The sequence below is a fragment of the Actinokineospora baliensis genome (genome assembly GCF_016907695.1).
Lineage (GTDB): Bacteria > Actinomycetota > Actinomycetes > Mycobacteriales > Pseudonocardiaceae > Actinokineospora > Actinokineospora baliensis.
In genome coordinates, this window is record NZ_JAFBCK010000001.1 from 1,604,184 (window position 1) to 1,619,748 (window position 15,565).

A 15,565-nucleotide genomic window follows, 5' to 3' on the forward strand; every position below is an offset into this window, starting at 1 on the left:
TGGGGGATTGATCATGTTCGGTTCGGCACGCCGTGGACTTCTCATCGCCGTCGCGCTCACCGCCGCCCTGGCGGGCACAGCGCACGCGGAAGAACCGGCGGCACCGGTCGGGGCGCGGCTGGCGATCTCGGCCTCCGTCGCCGGTGGTCCGTACCTGGTCGGCGCCAAGATCCCGATCGAGCTGACCATCACCAACTCCGGTGACGCCGACGCGGTCGGGGTGCGCGCGGGTTCGTTCCCCGTGTCGGGCTCGACACTGCTGATCTCGGCGCAGGACTGGGGCCCGCTGTCCAATGGCCACTCCAGCGGCCCCGCGCCGACCGTGCCAGCGGGCGGCCACTACACCGCCACGATCAACGCCGTGGTCGGCTTGTTCACCGGCACCCCGGTCGCCCGGTTCTACACCGCTGTGACCGACGTGGACACCGCCACCACCGACCTGACTGTCCCCTTGATCGACCCGGCCACCGGCACCGACACCGTCGGCGGGCTCATCTACGGCGACGTCGACCGCGACGGCGTGCCGGACCCGGGGGAGGGGATCGAAGGCGTCGAGCTCGTGCTGCACGCGATCTCCGGGATCAAGCTGGCGAAGACCGATGCTTCGGGTCGGTTCCGGTTCGACGACCTGTCGTTGCAGGTCTACTCGCTGCGCCTGGAGGACGTGCCCGGCGGCTGGTTCTTCCACCCGACGTTCATCGACGCCGTCGCGGACGGCACCGGGCGGGCCGCCGACCTCAAGGTGCGCGGTGTCCGGCCGTTCTCCGAGCAGCTGTCGGCGACCATGAAGTTCACCAAGTACGTCTACGACGTCGGCGACCCCGCCGAGGTCGCGCTGGCGATGACCAACAACGGCACCACCGACCTCACCGGCGTCAAGGCGTTCTGCCTGCACCGGCCGGACAACGAGGACCCGGGCGCCGGTCTGGACCACGTCGACCTGGGTGCCCTGTCCGCCGGGGTCGACGTGCCCGTCGGCCAGACCCGGACGTTCACCATCACCGGCACCGTCCCGCCCGGCACGCTCGACGGCGGCTTCGTCTCCCACGTCTGCTACCTCGGTCTCGCCGACGACCCGACCGCGGGCAACCCCGTCGTCACCGCCGACGCCAGGGTCCCCGCCACCCCCGACGACCTCAGCGTCGTCCTCTACCACGACGAAGACCTGACCCCGTTGCCCAGCGAGAAGCTCGCAGGCGTCACGATCGGCGTCGTGGACGTGGCCAGCGGCGAGCTCGTCGCCAAGGGCCGCTCGGACGCCGACGGCCGGGTCACCTTCGAGGACCTGCCCGCCGCCCCGTACCAGTTCCGCGTCTACGGCCCGTGGAAGTTCGTCCGCGAGGGCGGCACGTTCTACCCGGGCCCCTGCCGCTACTGCCCCAGCGGCGAGTACCAGCTCTCGCTGGTGCCCGGTCCCGAGGTGCACGAGGAGCAGGTCGAGGTGGTTCCGCCGCCGACCACCACCCCGGTCGTCCCCACCGCGGACCCCGCGCCCCAGCCCCGACCCGGGCCCGGTCTGGCCGACACCGGCGCCGACGTCCTCGGGCTGACCGCCCTCGGCGCGCTGGCCCTGCTGCTCGGTTCCGCCACCACCTTGGCCGCCCGCCGCACACGAGTCGCGTAATTCCAACAAATCGCCCAAGTGGTACCGGAAGTGACATTCTTTCGGCGCCTTCGATAAATGGGAATCACTCGACAATGTCGTGATTGAGGCATGTTCCTGCTGGTCGAAGGCCATATAGGCGACGCCTATGAATTATTGACATGTACCGCGCTGGAAACGGGATTGTCATGGTGATCCTTGTCATCGTCCCGCTGACAAGGAGTTTCAGATGTCGGTCAAATCCCTGTTCATCAGCGCGGTCGGCGTGGCCGTGCTCGCCATGCCGGTCGTCGCCAGCGCCGCCTCCGCCGAGGCGCCCGCCGCTGCCTCCGCCGCCGCCAAGACCGTGTGCGTCAACACCTCCGGCGCGCCCCAGTTCCGGCAGTACATCATCGCGGGCCTCGGCAAGTGGAACGAGGCCGTCCGCAACGTCCAGCTCAAGGAGTGCGCGAACGCCACCCTGCGCTACGTCGAGGGCAGCTACGGCCAGCAGGGTTCGCACGCGGTGACCAACGGCCACGGCCAGGGCACCATCTACATCGACTACCAGCAGATGTCGAAGTACGACAAGGTCCGCATCACCGCGCACGAGACCGGCCACGCCCTCGGCCTCAAGGACCACTACCAGGGCCCCTGCTCCGAACTAATGTCCGGCGGCGGCGCGGGCACCTCCTGCCACAACGCCAGCCCCAACTCCCAGGAGCGCCAGTCCGTCGAGCGCATGTGGGCCAACGGCTTCACCGCCCCCGAGGTCTGGTCGATCCAGCAGTAGCCCCACCACGACCAGGGCCCGGGTAGCGGCAGCTACCCGGGCCCTTCAAGGCGTCCTCACACCTTCACGACCGTCACCAGGTGACCGCACAGCATCTCGATGTCTTCGGGGTCGGAGGTGAGGACCGTTGTCGGTCCGCGAGCCGCCAGCGCGGTGGCGGCCAGCATCGCGTCGATCGCGTACTTGTGGCCGTGATATCCGACGCGCTCGAGCAGAACGCTCGCTTGTTTGGCTATTTCGGCCGTGACCGGCTCAACGGACAAGCGGGAGATCACCCAGTCGAACGCTGCCCGGTTGATCCGGGGGTGGACCACCTCGACCAGGGTCGCGGCGCTGGTGATCACCCGTTCATCGGCAGCGCGTGCCGCGGCCAGCCAGGATGTCAGCTCCCGATCGCGGAGGACCACCTTGGCAAGTCCTTCGCTGTCCAACACCAGCGTCACGCGGCACCGGCGCCGTGCTGCCCGTCGCGCAGCCGGGCGAGTTGCTGACGCTTGGCTTCGATCTCCTCCGCGGTGACTGGACCGTGCTCGGCCTCGGCCGCGGCGATGAGTTCATCGAGGTTGTCGCGTTCGATCTGCCGTTGGACCGCGGCCTCGATGTAGGCGGAGACACCACGAGGACCAACCCGGCCCCGTACGGCGCCGATCGTGCCACTGTGCATCGACACCGAGACGACGGTGGTGGCGCCCTCGCCCGGTACCTGCTCGTCTGCCATGCGGAAACTTTAACAAAGTTTCTAACAATCGGCGCGTTTCCGCAGGTCCAGGGTATGAGCGGAGGCGGAGGGATTTGAACCCCCGGACGGTTGCCCGTCTTCCGCTTTCAAGGCGGATGCATTCGGCCGCTCTGCCACGCCTCCAGTCCGGGACCAGCCTAGTCACCTCACCCGGCTAGGTGAGGTCCAGGTGCTCGATGACCCGCTCGAACAGCCCGGCCATGACGCGCTGTTCCTCCGGGGTCATCAGGTCGACCAGGTGCTCGCGCACGCCCTGCACGTGCACCGGGGCCGCCAGCCGCAGGGTCTCCAGGCCCTTGGGGGTCAGCTCGGCGATCACGCCCCTGGCGTCCTCCGCGCAGCCGACCCTGCGGACCAGGCCTGCTTTCTCCAGGCGGGAGATCTGGTGCGAGAGCCTGCTCTTGGACGAGGCGAGCTGGCCTGCCAGCTGGCTCATCCGCATCTGGCCGCCCTCGCGTTCGGACAGCCGGACCAGCACCTCGTAGTCCGGCAGGGCGAGTCCGTGGTTGTCCTGCAGCTCGCGGTTGAGCTGCTGGCGCAGCAGTTCGCTGCCGATGACGTACGCCCGCCACGCGCGCATCTCGTCGGGTTCCAGCCACCGCGGTTCGGCTCGCACTGATGTCACGCATCCAGGTTACGGCGTTCACCTCATGGCACTGGTCCTAGCCATCTGATCACGGCAGACTCCAGCACCCTGTGCCGGGTCGGGTGCCCGGTGCCTGGACGGAGGACTGATGATCGTCATGAAGCGGATCGCGGCCGTCGTGGCCGCGGTCGGGTTGGCGGTGACCGGGCTGGCCGGTACCGCCTCTGCCGCACCGGCGGCCACCACCGCCGACCTGCGCCTGATCGCGTTCAACGACTTCCACGGCAACCTGCAGCCGCCCGCCGGGTCCTCCGGTCGGGTGACCCTGCCCAACGGGACCACCGTTGACGCCGGTGGCGCCGCCTACCTGGCCGCGCACGTGACCCGCCTGCGCGCGCAGTCGCCGAACTCGCTGGTGGTCGCCGCGGGCGACAACATCGGCGCGTCCCCGCTGACCTCGGCGCTGTTCCACGACGAGCCGACCGTCGAGTTCATGAACAAGATCGGCGTCGACGCCAGCGTCGTGGGCAACCACGAGTGGGACGAGGGCTACGCGGAGCTGCTGCGGGTCCAGTTCGGCGGCTGCCACCCGACCGACGGCTGCCAGTTCCACCAGCCCTACCGGGGCGCGAAGTTCCCGTTCCTGGCCGCGAACATCACCTTCGACAACGGCCTGCCCGCGGTGCTGCCGGTGACCGTCAAGTTCGTCGACGGCATCCCGGTCGGCATCATCGGCGTCACCCTCAAGGACCTGCCCTCGGTGGTCACCCCCGAGGTCGTCAAGGGCTTCAAGTTCGGCGACGAGGTCCAGGCGCTCAACCGCACCTCCCGGCTGCTCGACCTGGCTGGCATCCGCACCCAGGTCGCGCTGGTGCACCAGGGTGACAGCACCGAGGGCGGCGGCCCGGACGACTGCCGCACCCTGCCCGGCCCGGCCCGCCAGATCGCCACGGCCGCCTCGCCCTCGATCGACGCGTTCTTCACCGGGCACAGCCACCAGCAGTACAACTGCGTGGTCACCGACCCGGCTGGCAAGCCGCGCCCGCTGATCCAGGGCGCCTCCTTCGGCCGCCTGCTCTCGGTGGTCGACCTGAAGATCGACCGCAAGACCCGCGACGTCGTGCGCACCGCGACCGTGGCGCACAACGAGGTCGTCACCCGCACCATCACCCCCGACGCGGGCGTGCAGGCGCTGGTCGACGAGGCCGTGGCCAAGGCGGGCCCGATCGCCAACCGCCAGGTCGGCACCATCACCGCCGACCTCGTCCGCGCCGCGGCCCCCTCCGGTGAGTCCCCGCTGGGTGACGTCATCGCCGACGCGCAGCTCGCCGCCACGCAGAACAACCAGGCGCAGATCGCCATGACCAACCCGGGCGGCATCCGCACCGACCTCACCTACGCCAGCTCGCCCGCGGGCGAGGGCAACGGTGTGGTCACCTACGGCGAGGCGTTCGCCGTCCAGCCGTTCGGCAACATCATGCAGACCATCACGCTCTCGGGCACCCAGCTCAAGACCGTGCTCGAGCAGCAGTGGCAGCCGCAGCCCAACGGCACCACCATCACCCGCTTCCTGCAGGTGTCGGCGTCGTTGAAGTACAACTGGTCGCAGTCGGGCACCCAGGGCAACCGGGTCTCCGGCATCACCGTCAACGGCCAGCCGGTCGACCCCAACGGCGCCTACCGGGTGTCGGTGAACAACTTCCTCGCCGCCGGTGGCGACGGGTTCACCGAGCTCGCCAAGGGCACCAACCTCGCCGGTGGGCCGGTCGACCTCGACGCGTTCGCCGCCTACCTGACCGCGCACCCGAACCTCGCGCCGCCCGCGGCCGACCGGGTCACCGTCACCCCGTAACCGCTGTGCCACAACGGCGGCCGTCCCGATCCGGGGCGGCCGCCGTTCGTCGTGGACAGTCCAGTTCGGATGCGTTACCGAAGTTCACCGGTTCGAGAGCCCGCTACCGGCTTGTCCATCTGGGACAGCAGGCGCACCATGGAGTGGACGGCCGGCCCGGGCAAGACCGCGACAAGCCGAACCAACGGTCACCGCGCCCGCCGGGAAAGGGTAGGTGGTGCCGTGGCGAAGCAGTCAAAACCCGTAATGGTCTGCCGCCTGCCGCTACCCCGCGGCTGAGCCGAAAGAACCGACTTGGCCGTGGATGAGGGCGGCGAGCTCGACGGATCCCTTCGAGTGCGCGGTACGCGACACGTACCGGTCAGGCACCTCGACGCTGTTGATCCCCGCATCGAGCGCGTCTCCTGACCCGCTCGGCTGGGCTCCACGCCACCGCCGAAGCGGCAGGTCATTACGACGTGACGGACCCTGGGTGCGACCGCCCACGCGTGGCGGTCGCACCCAGGCGCGTGTCCTGCGGCCGAGTGCCGCGCCGACCACTACCCTGGTGAGCGCACAGCACAGTGGCGCGGACACGGGGAGCAGTCGTGGAGTTCGACGACGACGTCGCGTTGGACACCTCCCAGGTGAGCGACGCCAGGGGGATCGGCGGGCGGGTCGCCCTCGGCGGCGGCGGGCTCGGCATCGTCGGCCTGATCGTGTACTTCCTGCTCTCGCAGCTCGGCGGGGTCCCGGCGGGCGCCCCGCTGAGCACCGACGCGGTCAGCGGCGGCCAGTCGGTGTCCAACACCGACCTGGCCGGGGAGTGCCGCACCGGCAAGGACGCCAACACCAAGGCCGACTGCGCCAGGGTCGCGCTGATCAACTCGATCCAGGGCTACTGGTCCGACCAGTTCGCCCGCTCCGGCCGCACCTACCAGCAGGCCACCACCACCTTCTTCAGCGGCGGGGTCAACACCGGCTGCGGCAGCGCCACCTCCGACGTCGGCCCGTTCTACTGCCCCGCCGACGGCAAGGTCTACGTCGACCTCACCTTCTTCCGCGAGCTGCAGACCCGCTTCGGTGCCCAGGGCGGCACGTTCGCTGAGGCTTACGTGCTCGCCCACGAGTACGGCCACCACGTGCAGAACCTGCTCGGCACCTCCGACAAGGTCCGCCCGGGCACCGGCCCAACCTCCGACGGCGTCCGGCTCGAACTGCAGGCCGACTGCTACGCCGGAGTGTGGGCCAACCACGCGACCACCACGGCCAGTTCCAGCGGCAAGCCGCTGATCCGCTCCATCAGCCAGGACGACGTCAACCGCGCCCTCGACGTCGCCGCCCGCATCGGCGACGACTTCATCCAGAAGAACCTCGGCGGCGGCCAGGTCGACGAGAGCCAGTTCTCCCACGGCTCCTCCGCCCAGCGCGAGCAGTGGTTCCTCGCGGGCATCAACACCGGCAACCCCGCCGAGTGCGACACGTTCAGCGCCCGCAACCTCGGGTAAGCCCAAACCTCTCACAAAGGCAACAGCGGCGTTGGTCGCATTCATGCCTAAAATGCGCGCACATTCAGTTCTGGGGAGTAATAGTGCGCCGCATTCTCCCGCGCCGGGCGGCTTCCCGCCTCGGCGCGATCGTCGCCGCCGTGGCCGTCGGGGGAGTGCTCGCGGCACCCGCTACCGCGCAGGACCTGGTGGGGGCCGCCCCGGCCCGGCCGGACATCTCGCTCGCGGTGTCTTTCGACAAGACCGAATACGCGCCTGCGGACGTCATCGCCGTCACGGTCCGGGTGACCAACAACAGCGACGCGTACGCCAACGTCACCTTGACCGCGCCCGTGGCGACCGCCGCGACCGGCAAGTTCGGCGGCGCCGCGTTCACCGACCTCAACCTCAACAACAAGCCCGACCCGGGCGAGCCTGCCCCGGGTGTCAGGGTCGTCGTGAAGGCCGCCGACTGGTCCACTTCGGACAGGACGACAGATGTCAACGGCCGCTTCGACTTCGACGACCTCCCCGCGGGCCCCTACACCGTCACCTACACGCCTGGTGATCTGAAGTACGACGTCGGCGGTGTGCAGCCCGACCGCCTCTACATCTCCGGCGACGCCTACGCCGACGTCGTCGTGCCCGCCTGGTACTACGAGTCCGCGGCCGTGTACCCGCAGCTCACCTTGGACAAGCCGAACTACCGACCTGGCGACCCCGTCAGGGCGACGCTGATCCTGACCAACAGGTGAGGTCGTCGGCACTTCGACGGCCAACGGCGACGGGGAGATCGACTTCTCCGGTGTGCCGGTCGGCAGCTACACGGTGCTGCTCGACGAACCGTACCGAGTGGACACCCCGGTCGAGGCGCCGCTGCGGTTCCCGATCACGGCGGCCCCGGCCGGTCGGCTGGACGTCCCGGTTGTCGTCGACCAGCGGCACCACGGCCGGTACTCGGACCTGCTGGTGACCGCGCGGCTGGACAAACCCGCCTACCTGGGCAGCGACGCGGTCAAAGCGACGGTGACCGTCCGCAACAACGGCAACGTCATCGCCACCGGCGTCGGGTTCACCCTCGACGGTATCGGTGGTCTGTCGGTGAACTTCCACGACCTCGGTGGACTGCCGAGGGCACGCAGGCCAGGGGGGATCACGTTGGCTCCCGGGCAGACGCGTGAGTTCGTGCTGACCGGGTTCGCTTATGCGGGTGCGCCTGCGCTCACGACCACGGTCACGGCGGTGGGCGACCAGGCCGAGTTGGACCAGGAGAACAACAGTGCCACGGTGAGCGCCCCCGTCGTCGTGGGCAACGGCGATCTCACCGGTGCCGTCTTCCTCGACCTCGACGCCGACGGCGTCGTCGACCCGGGTGAGGGCATCCCCGGGGTGGAGGTGACCGCGTCGGCGCGCTCGGGCGGGGTGTACGTGGCCCGGCGGACCGAATCGGACGGTCGCTTCTCCATCTCCGGGATCGACGCGACCGGGTATGTGCTGAAGTACAGTCGCACCAACGACAAGTACGAGATCCCCGGCGGGGCGGGCGGATCCACCGACTACGTCGCGGTGACGACGGCCGGACTCGACCTGCCGGTGCCCGCGGTTCTGGTGCCGGACAAGGCGATCCAGGCGCGGGTCTCCTTCGACCGCGAGTTCTACCACCCGGGCGACACCGCCCAGGTCACTTTCAGGTTCCTCAACACCAGCGACTACCCGCTCGCCGGTGTGGGTGTGCGCAACAACCCGGGTGACGGCGACTTCCCGGTCGAGGCCGACTGGGCGTTGATCGGACTCGGCCAGCCGGGCTTGGCCATCGCACCGCGCGAGGAGGAGGTCGTCACCGTGCCGGTGCGCATCCCGGCGACCGCCGGGGGGCGGTGTGCGCTTCACCGGGTCCGTGGTGGCCAACGCCGTGTCCGGCCCGCTGCCGATCACCGCGACCGCGACCGTGGAACCCGGTCAGCCGACCACCTCGACCACGGTCTCCCCGACTACAACGGTCTCCCCGACAGTGTCGCCGACCGCAACGGTGTCGCCGACGCCCTCTGTCCTGACGGCCGAGCCGGTCGTGCCGAGCACGTCCGCCGTCGCGACGAGTCCCGTGCCGCCGCAGGTCCAGGGTGGGCGCGCACCGAGCGGCCTTGCCGACACCGGTGCGAGCGTGATCGGCCTGGGCCTGACCGCTCTGGGCGCTGTGCTCGTAGGCGCAGCGACGGTCGTCTTTTCGCGCAGGCGCAGGGTTTCCTGACCAGGTGGGGCGGCGGTGCCGCCCCACCTGGTTCAGCTGAACATCACGAACACCGACAGGGTGGCAAGCGAGCCGAGCACGAACCCGATCACCGCCAGCCTGCCGAACAGTTCCGCCTTGCCGAGCAGCCACAGCGCGCCAAGGCACGCCATCAGCACACCCGAGGCGATCATCGCCATGTCGGACATGGTTCCCCCTATGGGCACTCCTATTAGGACAGTTCCTGGTCCCGGGTCTCGGGCAGCCAGAACAGCGCGGTGAAGGCGATCCCGTACGCGATCGCGCCGAAGGCCATCGCGCCGCCGATGCCGTAGGTCAGCGCGATGAAGCCGATCCCGGTGGGGAAGAAGGCGCCGCCCGCGCGGCCGAAGTTGTAGGTGAACCCGGGACCGGCGCCGCGCGCCCGGCTCGGGTAGAGCTCGGCCAGGTACGCGCCGAAGCCGGAGAAGATCGCCGACGAGCAGAACCCGAGCGGGAAGCCCAGGTACATCACGTACCCGCCGACCGAGCTGGGCAGTTGTGTGTAGGCCAGCAGCAGCGCCGCGCTGAGCACAGCGAACAGCCGGAACGACGCCTTGCGGCCGATCCGGTCGGCGACCTGGCCGCCGGTGAGGTAGCCGAGGAAGGCGCCGCTGATCAGGAACGCCAGGTAGCCGCCGGTGCCGATGACGGTGAGACCGCGGTCCTTGGTCAGGAACGCGGGCAGCCAGGTCGCCAGGGTGTAGTAGCCGCCTTGGCAGCCGGTCGCCAGCAGCGAGGCGAAGACGGTGCGCTTGAGCAGGTCCGGCCGGAAGATCGCCTTGAGCGAGCCGCGGGCCTTCTCCGGGGTGAAGACGGGGGCGTCCTGGAGGCCGCGCCGCAGGTAGATGACCAGGAGCGCGGGCAGGGCGCCGGTGAAGAACAGGATGCGCCAGCCGGTGCTCGGGTCGGTCAGGCTGAACACCAGCGTCGACACCAGGGCGGCAAGGCCCCAACCGACGGCCCAGGAGCTCTGCACCAGGGCGGCCGCTCGACCGCGGTGGGTGGCGTTGACGTACTCGGCGACCAGGATCGCGCCGGTCGCCCACTCGCCGCCGAAGCCGAGGCCCTGCATGGCGCGCAGGGCGAGGAGCGTTTCGTAGTTGGGCGCCAGACCGCACAGGGCGGTGAACACGGCGTAGGTGATGACCGTGATCATCAGCGTCTTGACCCGGCCGAGCCGGTCGGCGAGCACGCCTGCGGCGACACCGCCGACCGCGGAGAACACCAGGGTCGTGGTGGACAGCAGGCCGGTCTGGCCGGTGTTGAGGCCGAAGGTCGCCGCGATGGCGGTGAGGCCGAGCGGCAGGACCCAGAAGTCGTAGGAGTCGAGCCCGTAGCCGAGGAAGGCCCCGACCACCGCCTTGCGGCCGCGCTGCGGCAGGTCCCGCCACCAACGGCCCCGCTTGGTGGCCGCCTGCTCCGTCGTGTGTGCCATCACTCACCCCACTCAGTCGCTTGCCTGCAGTGACCACCAGTGTGGGGATTGTTCAACAATATGACAATACTTCAATTGGACGATCCTACAGTTCAATCGTATGATTGTTGAACAACCCGGGACGAGCTGGAGGACGAGTTGAGCGTCGAGGACGCGGTGGGCAGGCTGCGCGACCTGGCCGGGGCACGGCGGCGGTCACACGGGACGGCGGCCGAGGTAACGGCGGACACGCTGCGCGAGCTGATCATGGAAGGCGGCCTGCGCCCGGGCGACCGGGTGGTCGAGGAGAGCCTGCTCGAGCCGCTGGAGGTCTCCCGCAACACGCTGCGCGAGGCGTTCCGGCTGCTGGTGCGCGAGAAGCTGCTGGAACACAAGGTCAACCGCGGCGTCTTCGTCCGGGTACTCACCGCCACCGACGTCGACGACCTGTTCACGGTGCGGGTCCTGATCGAGCTCACCGCGCTGCGCCGCTCCCGCGAACCCAACTGGACTGCGATGACCGAAGCCGTCGCCCAAGGCCGCGCCTACGCCGCGGCTGAGGACTGGCTAGGTGTCGGCACCGCCAACATGCGCTTCCACAAAGCCATCGTCGCCTCGGTCGGCAGCGCCCGCCTCGACGAGATCATGGACCAACTGACGGCAGAGCTACGCCTCGGCTTCCACGAGATGGGCGACCCCCGCGCCTTCCACGAGAAGTACCTGACCCGCAACGCCGCCATAGCCGACGCGGTGAGCCAAGGCGACATAGAGGGTGCGGTACTCCAACTGCAGGAGTACCTGGACGACGCCAAGTCCGAAATGCTCGCCGCCTTCACCGCCTGACCCAGCCCCCGCCCTCTCGCTGAGCCGCGCTGCTGCTGCCGCGCTGCTGCTGCCGCGCTGCTGCTGCCGCGCTGCTGCTGCCGCGCTGCTGCTGCCGCGCTGCTGCTGCCGCGCTGCTGCTGCCGCGCTGCTGCTGCCGCGCTGCTGCTGCCGCGCTGCTGCTGCCGCGCTGCTGCTGCCGCGCTGCTGCTGCCGCGCTGCTGCTGCCGCGCTGCTGCTGCCGCGCTGCTGCTGCCGCGCTGCTGCTGCCGCGCTGCTGCTGCCGCGCTGCTGCTGCCGCGCTGCTGCTGCCGCGCTGCTGCTGCCGCGCTGCTGCTGCCGCGCTGCTGCTGCCGCGCTGCTGCTGCCGCGCTGCTGCTGCCGCGCTGCTGCTGCCGCGCTGTGCGGCTTCCTTGCTGCCCTTGTCCTTTCCAGTCGCCAATCGGGCCCCAGTCTCCAACCGTCCAGCACCCCTTGGCCCAACCAAGCCCCGGTCAGCCGCAGGGATCACCCCCACCGCCGCGGCGCCCTCGTCTGGGACGCTCGGCTGGGGGGTGCGGGCTCGGCTAGGGTCGGAGCGGTGCGGATGATCGGATGTGTCCTGTGAGTCCTTGGGAGGCAGGCCTGGTCTTCGTGGCCGGGGTGCTCGCCGGGGGGATCAACTCGGTGGTGGGGTCGGGGACCCTGATCACCTTCCCCGTCCTCCTCGCCGTCGGCTACCCGCCGGTGGTCGCCAACATCTCCAACGGCATGGGGTTGGTGCCGGGGTCGGTGTCCGGCGCGATCGGTTACCGCGATCAGCTCGTCGGCCAGCGGCAGCGCCTGCTCCGCCTGGGCGCCGCCTCCACCACCGGCGGCATCGTCGGGGCGGTTCTCCTGTTGGTGCTGCCTTCCAGCGCGTTCGAGGCGATCGTCCCCGTTCTCATCGCCGTGGCGCTGGTGTTGGTGGTGGTGCAGCCGTGGTTGGCCAGGAAGTTGGCCGAGCGGCAGGGCGAGCGGCACCCGCACGGTGGGCTCGGCCTGCTCGCGGCGGTCTTCGTGGTCGGGGTGTACGGCGGCTACTTCGGCGCGGCGCAGGGGATCCTGCTGATGGGGATCATGGGCATCCTGCTGCAGGAGTCGCTGCAGCGGGTCAACGCGATCAAGAACGTGTTGGCCGCGGTGGTGAACCTCGCTTCGGGCCTGGTGTTCGTGTTCGTCGCCGATGTGGCGTGGTGGGCGTTCGCGTTGATCGCGGTCGGGTCGACGATCGGGGGGGTGATCGGCGCGAAGGTGGGCAAGAAGCTCTCGCCCACCGTCCTGCGCGGCGTGATCGTGGTCGTCGGGACCGTGGCGATCGTCCAGTTGCTGCTGAAGTAGTTACCGGGGGAAGGCCGTCGCCGCCGAGAGGAACAGGTCGTTCTCCTCCGGGGTGCCGATGGTGACCCGCGCGCCGTCACCGGCGAAGGCGCGCACGACGACCTTGTGGTTGAGGCAGTGCTCGTTGAACGCCGCGGTGGCCTCGCCGAGCGGCAGCCACACGAAGTTCGCCTCGGTCTCGGGCACCTCGTACCCGAGTGCCAGCAGCGCCGCCCGCACCCGCCCGCGCTCGGCGACGATGTCGCGGCAGCGCGCCAGCAGTTCGTCCTCGGCCTCCAGCGAGGCCAGCGCCGCCACCTGCGCGATCGCGTTCACGCCGAAGGGCACGAACACCTTGCGCACGGTCTCGGTCACCGCCTCCGGCGCCACCAGGTAGCCGACCCGCAGGCCCGCCAGGCCGTACGCCTTGGAGAAGGTCCGCAGCACCGCCACGTTGTCGCGGCCGCGCGCCCACTGCTCCTTCGCGATCACGACCCCGTCCGGCACCTCGGGGTCGGCCACGAACTCGCGGTAGGCCTCGTCGATCACCACGAGCACGTCCGAGGGCACCGCGTCGATGAACCGCTCCAGGTCGGCGCGGCGCAGGGCGGTCCCGGTCGGGTTGTTCGGGGTGCAGACGTAGACCAGGCGGGTGGCCGGGGTGATCGCGGCGATCATGGCGTCGATGTCGAGCGCGTGCCCCGCGGTGAGCGGGACGCGGACCTGCTTGGCGCCCACCACCTGGGTGAGGATCGGGTACGCCTCGAACGAGCGCCACGGGAACAGCACCTCGTCGGCGTCGGTGCAGGTGGCCTGGATCAGCTGCTGGCACAGGGTGACCGAGCCGCAGCCGACGGTGACCTGGTCCTGGCTGACGCCCAGCTTGGCCGCGAGCCTGGCCACCAGTTCGGTCGCGCCGCTGTCGGGGTAGCGGTTGATCCGCCCGGCCGCCTCGGCGATCGCGGTCACCACGCTGGGCAGCGGGCCGAGCGACACCTCGTTGCTGGCCAGCTTCACCGCCCCCGGCACGCTCTTGCCGGGGATGTAGCCGGGCAGCGAGTCCAGGTCGGCGCGGGTTCGCACGGTCATCGATGCTCCTCGTGAGTCCAAAATGGCTCCAGGCCCCCATGCTATCGAGCGGACACAAGCGTCCGATATTCGAGCACGGCTCACCAGGTGAAAATGCGGGTTTTCCTGCGGACGGGTGAGCGTGTGATCACGTTGACTGCTATTAACCCCGGCATGGTTGGGTATGTCATGGCCCAGACCCGCACAGAGGACTTCCGGCTCGATGACGGCCGTGCGCTGCGCCTCACCTACGCCGAGCCCGACGGGGTCACCAGAGGCGGCCTCGTGGTGCTGCACGAGGCCAGGGGGATCACTGACACCACGACCGCGATGGTCGCCAGACTCGCGGGCGAGGGCTGGCTGGTGGTGGTCCCGCACCTGTACCCGGGTGAGGCCGGGTCGGCCGAGATCGGCCACGACGAGGCGCGGGACAAGGTCAGCGGCCTCTCCGGCGAGTCCGTGCTCGCCGCGACCGACATCGGGTTCGCCTGGCTGGCCGGTCACGGCCTGGCCGCGGACCGGATCGGCGTGATCGGCTTCGAACTCGGCGGCTCGGTCGCCCTGGTGGTCGCCGCCAGCCGCGACATCGGCGCCGCGGTCACGGTGTCCGGCGACGGGATCCTGGAGCCGCTCTCCGACGGCCTGCCCGCGCTGATCGAGGTCGCGGGCGAACTGCGGGTGCCGTGGCTGGGCCTCTACCGCGAGGACAGCGACACGGCGACCGTGGAGAAGCTGCGCGAGGCGGCCGCCGCCGCCAAGATCGCCACCGACGTCGTGCGCTACCGGCCGGAACCGGGTGCCCCCGAGGCCTGGGCCCGAGCCCTCAACTGGTTCGACGCCCACCTGCGGTGAGGATCGCATCGCTGACGCTGGTCGAGTTCGACCTGCTCTGGGAGGCGCTGGGGCGGTCCGACCGGCCGTACCCGCTCGACGTGCCCTCCTTCGGCGAGACCACCGACGACCGGGACCAGTTGCGCAAGGAAGTCATCAACGGCCTGACCGCGCGCGGGTTGCACGACGGCACCGACCTCGACCGCGACCTCGAGGACTCCCTGACCGTGCTCGCCCAGCACGACTACAGCGTCGACGGGCTGCTCTCGGTCGGTCGTCACGTCCGGGTGCTCGGCGCCGGGCGCGGTAGCCGGACCGTGCTGGCCGTGCAGATGGGGGAGCGCATCCGCATCGGGCAGTTGCGTGGTGGTGCCATCGTCGCCGAGATCGTGGCCCTGTTACCCGACGCCGACCCGGGCCCGGGAACGGCCGTGACGCTGGCGAAGTCGGTGTTCCACAACGCCATAGACGCCTACGTGGACTCCGGTTTCGCGGGCCTGGAAACCGCGCTCAACCAGGGCGGGGTGACCGGCAGGGACATGCGGACCATCGCGACCCTGGTGGAGAACTCGCGTCACGGCGGCGGCCAGATCGCGGCCAACAGCGTCGACCGGATGGGCAGGCGCACCCGCACCGACGTGGTGAACTGGTTCGACACGACCGCGGGCCGCTACCTCGCGTTGCCGACCAAGCGGGACGGGGTGGACTGGTTGACCCTCGCGCCAGCCGACACGCCCCGGCTGTCCCAGCGGCTGCGGGACCTGGTCGACTCGGTCACCCCGCGCTGAAGGGGGCGGGTGCAGGC

Annotated in this window: 16 protein-coding genes and 1 tRNA gene; 10 read left to right on the forward strand and 7 right to left on the reverse strand. The window is 70.0% G+C overall.

Annotation, left to right across the window (positions count from 1 at the left end; genetic code table 11):
* Positions 1-13: 13 nt before the first annotated feature.
* Together JOD54_RS07555 and JOD54_RS07560 are read left to right on the forward strand one after the other, a co-directional pair.
* The gene (locus JOD54_RS07555) at positions 14-1,624 is read left to right on the forward strand and encodes an SdrD B-like domain-containing protein (RefSeq protein ID WP_204449845.1); all 1,611 of its coding nucleotides are present in this window, start codon (positions 14-16) and stop codon (positions 1,622-1,624) included.
* A gap of 208 nt (positions 1,625-1,832) precedes the next feature.
* Positions 1,833-2,375 carry a snapalysin family zinc-dependent metalloprotease gene (locus JOD54_RS07560; RefSeq protein ID WP_204449846.1) on the forward strand — a complete coding sequence of 181 codons (543 nt, stop codon included), beginning with the start codon at positions 1,833-1,835 and terminating at the stop codon, positions 2,373-2,375.
* A gap of 56 nt (positions 2,376-2,431) precedes the next feature.
* On the opposite strand, the gene JOD54_RS07565 is transcribed toward JOD54_RS07560, so the two are convergent.
* The 4 genes from JOD54_RS07565 to JOD54_RS07580 all read right to left on the reverse strand — a co-directional run bounded on the left by JOD54_RS07565 (position 2,432) and on the right by JOD54_RS07580 (position 3,739).
* On the reverse strand, positions 2,432-2,818 hold the full coding sequence (locus JOD54_RS07565; RefSeq protein WP_204449847.1) for a PIN domain-containing protein: 387 nt from the start codon (positions 2,816-2,818) through the stop codon (positions 2,432-2,434).
* Positions 2,815-3,093, reverse strand: a complete 279-nt coding sequence (locus JOD54_RS07570) for a hypothetical protein (protein WP_204449848.1) — start codon at positions 3,091-3,093, stop codon at positions 2,815-2,817. The genes JOD54_RS07565 and JOD54_RS07570 overlap by 4 nt, the downstream gene beginning before the upstream one ends.
* A 59-nt stretch (positions 3,094-3,152) precedes the next feature.
* Positions 3,153-3,237 (reverse strand) — tRNA-Ser (locus tag JOD54_RS07575).
* Between the two features lie 31 nt (positions 3,238-3,268).
* The gene (locus JOD54_RS07580; protein WP_307859874.1) at positions 3,269-3,739 is read right to left on the reverse strand and encodes a MarR family winged helix-turn-helix transcriptional regulator; all 471 of its coding nucleotides are present in this window, start codon (positions 3,737-3,739) and stop codon (positions 3,269-3,271) included.
* 109 nt (positions 3,740-3,848) lie between these two features.
* Between JOD54_RS07580 and JOD54_RS07585 the strand changes: the two genes are divergently transcribed.
* The 4 genes from JOD54_RS07585 (at position 3,849) to JOD54_RS07600 (ending at position 9,481) form a co-directional block, all read left to right on the forward strand.
* Entirely contained in the window at positions 3,849-5,552 is a 1,704-nt protein-coding gene (locus tag JOD54_RS07585; protein ID WP_204449849.1) for a bifunctional metallophosphatase/5'-nucleotidase, read from the forward strand.
* Between the two features lie 587 nt (positions 5,553-6,139).
* A complete protein-coding gene (ypfJ, locus tag JOD54_RS07590) occupies positions 6,140-7,039 on the forward strand; it encodes a KPN_02809 family neutral zinc metallopeptidase (protein ID WP_204449850.1) in 900 nt (299 codons plus the stop codon).
* An 83-nt stretch (positions 7,040-7,122) separates the two neighbouring features.
* Positions 7,123-7,773, forward strand: coding sequence for a carboxypeptidase regulatory-like domain-containing protein (locus JOD54_RS07595; RefSeq protein ID WP_204449851.1), 651 nt, complete (start codon positions 7,123-7,125; stop codon positions 7,771-7,773).
* Positions 7,774-7,825: 52 nt separating this feature from the next.
* Positions 7,826-9,481, forward strand: a complete 1,656-nt coding sequence (locus JOD54_RS07600) for a hypothetical protein (RefSeq protein WP_204449852.1) — start codon at positions 7,826-7,828, stop codon at positions 9,479-9,481.
* Here the strand turns inward: JOD54_RS07600 and JOD54_RS07605 are convergent.
* Positions 9,478-10,722: an MFS transporter gene (locus JOD54_RS07605; RefSeq protein ID WP_204449853.1), complete on the reverse strand. Its 1,245-nt coding sequence runs from the start codon at positions 10,720-10,722 to the stop codon at positions 9,478-9,480. The two genes, JOD54_RS07600 and JOD54_RS07605, sit on opposite strands and share 4 nt — an antisense overlap.
* Positions 10,723-10,860: 138 nt before the next feature.
* Here JOD54_RS07605 and JOD54_RS07610 point away from each other — a divergent pair, with 138 nt between their 5' ends.
* Entirely contained in the window at positions 10,861-11,544 is a 684-nt protein-coding gene (locus JOD54_RS07610) for a GntR family transcriptional regulator (RefSeq protein WP_239573312.1), read from the forward strand.
* Here JOD54_RS07610 and JOD54_RS07615 read toward each other — a convergent pair.
* Positions 11,534-11,965: a hypothetical protein gene (locus JOD54_RS07615; protein ID WP_204449854.1), complete on the reverse strand. Its 432-nt coding sequence runs from the start codon at positions 11,963-11,965 to the stop codon at positions 11,534-11,536. The two genes, JOD54_RS07610 and JOD54_RS07615, sit on opposite strands and share 11 nt — an antisense overlap.
* 152 nt (positions 11,966-12,117) lie before the next feature.
* Between JOD54_RS07615 and JOD54_RS07620 the strand changes: the two genes are divergently transcribed.
* Positions 12,118-12,882: a sulfite exporter TauE/SafE family protein gene (locus JOD54_RS07620; RefSeq protein ID WP_239573313.1), complete on the forward strand. Its 765-nt coding sequence runs from the start codon at positions 12,118-12,120 to the stop codon at positions 12,880-12,882.
* On the opposite strand, the gene hisC is transcribed toward JOD54_RS07620, so the two are convergent.
* Entirely contained in the window at positions 12,883-13,950 is a 1,068-nt protein-coding gene (gene hisC, locus JOD54_RS07625; RefSeq protein ID WP_204449856.1) for a histidinol-phosphate transaminase, read from the reverse strand.
* Positions 13,951-14,118: 168 nt separating this feature from the next.
* On the opposite strand from hisC, the gene JOD54_RS07630 reads away from it, so the two are divergent.
* Together JOD54_RS07630 and JOD54_RS07635 are read left to right on the forward strand one after the other, a co-directional pair.
* Entirely contained in the window at positions 14,119-14,781 is a 663-nt protein-coding gene (locus JOD54_RS07630) for a dienelactone hydrolase family protein (RefSeq protein ID WP_204456136.1), read from the forward strand.
* Complete coding sequence (locus tag JOD54_RS07635; protein WP_204449857.1) at positions 14,778-15,548, forward strand: ESX secretion-associated protein EspG; 771 nt, start codon at positions 14,778-14,780, stop codon at positions 15,546-15,548. The genes JOD54_RS07630 and JOD54_RS07635 overlap by 4 nt, the downstream gene beginning before the upstream one ends.
* Positions 15,549-15,565: the final 17 nt, after the last annotated feature.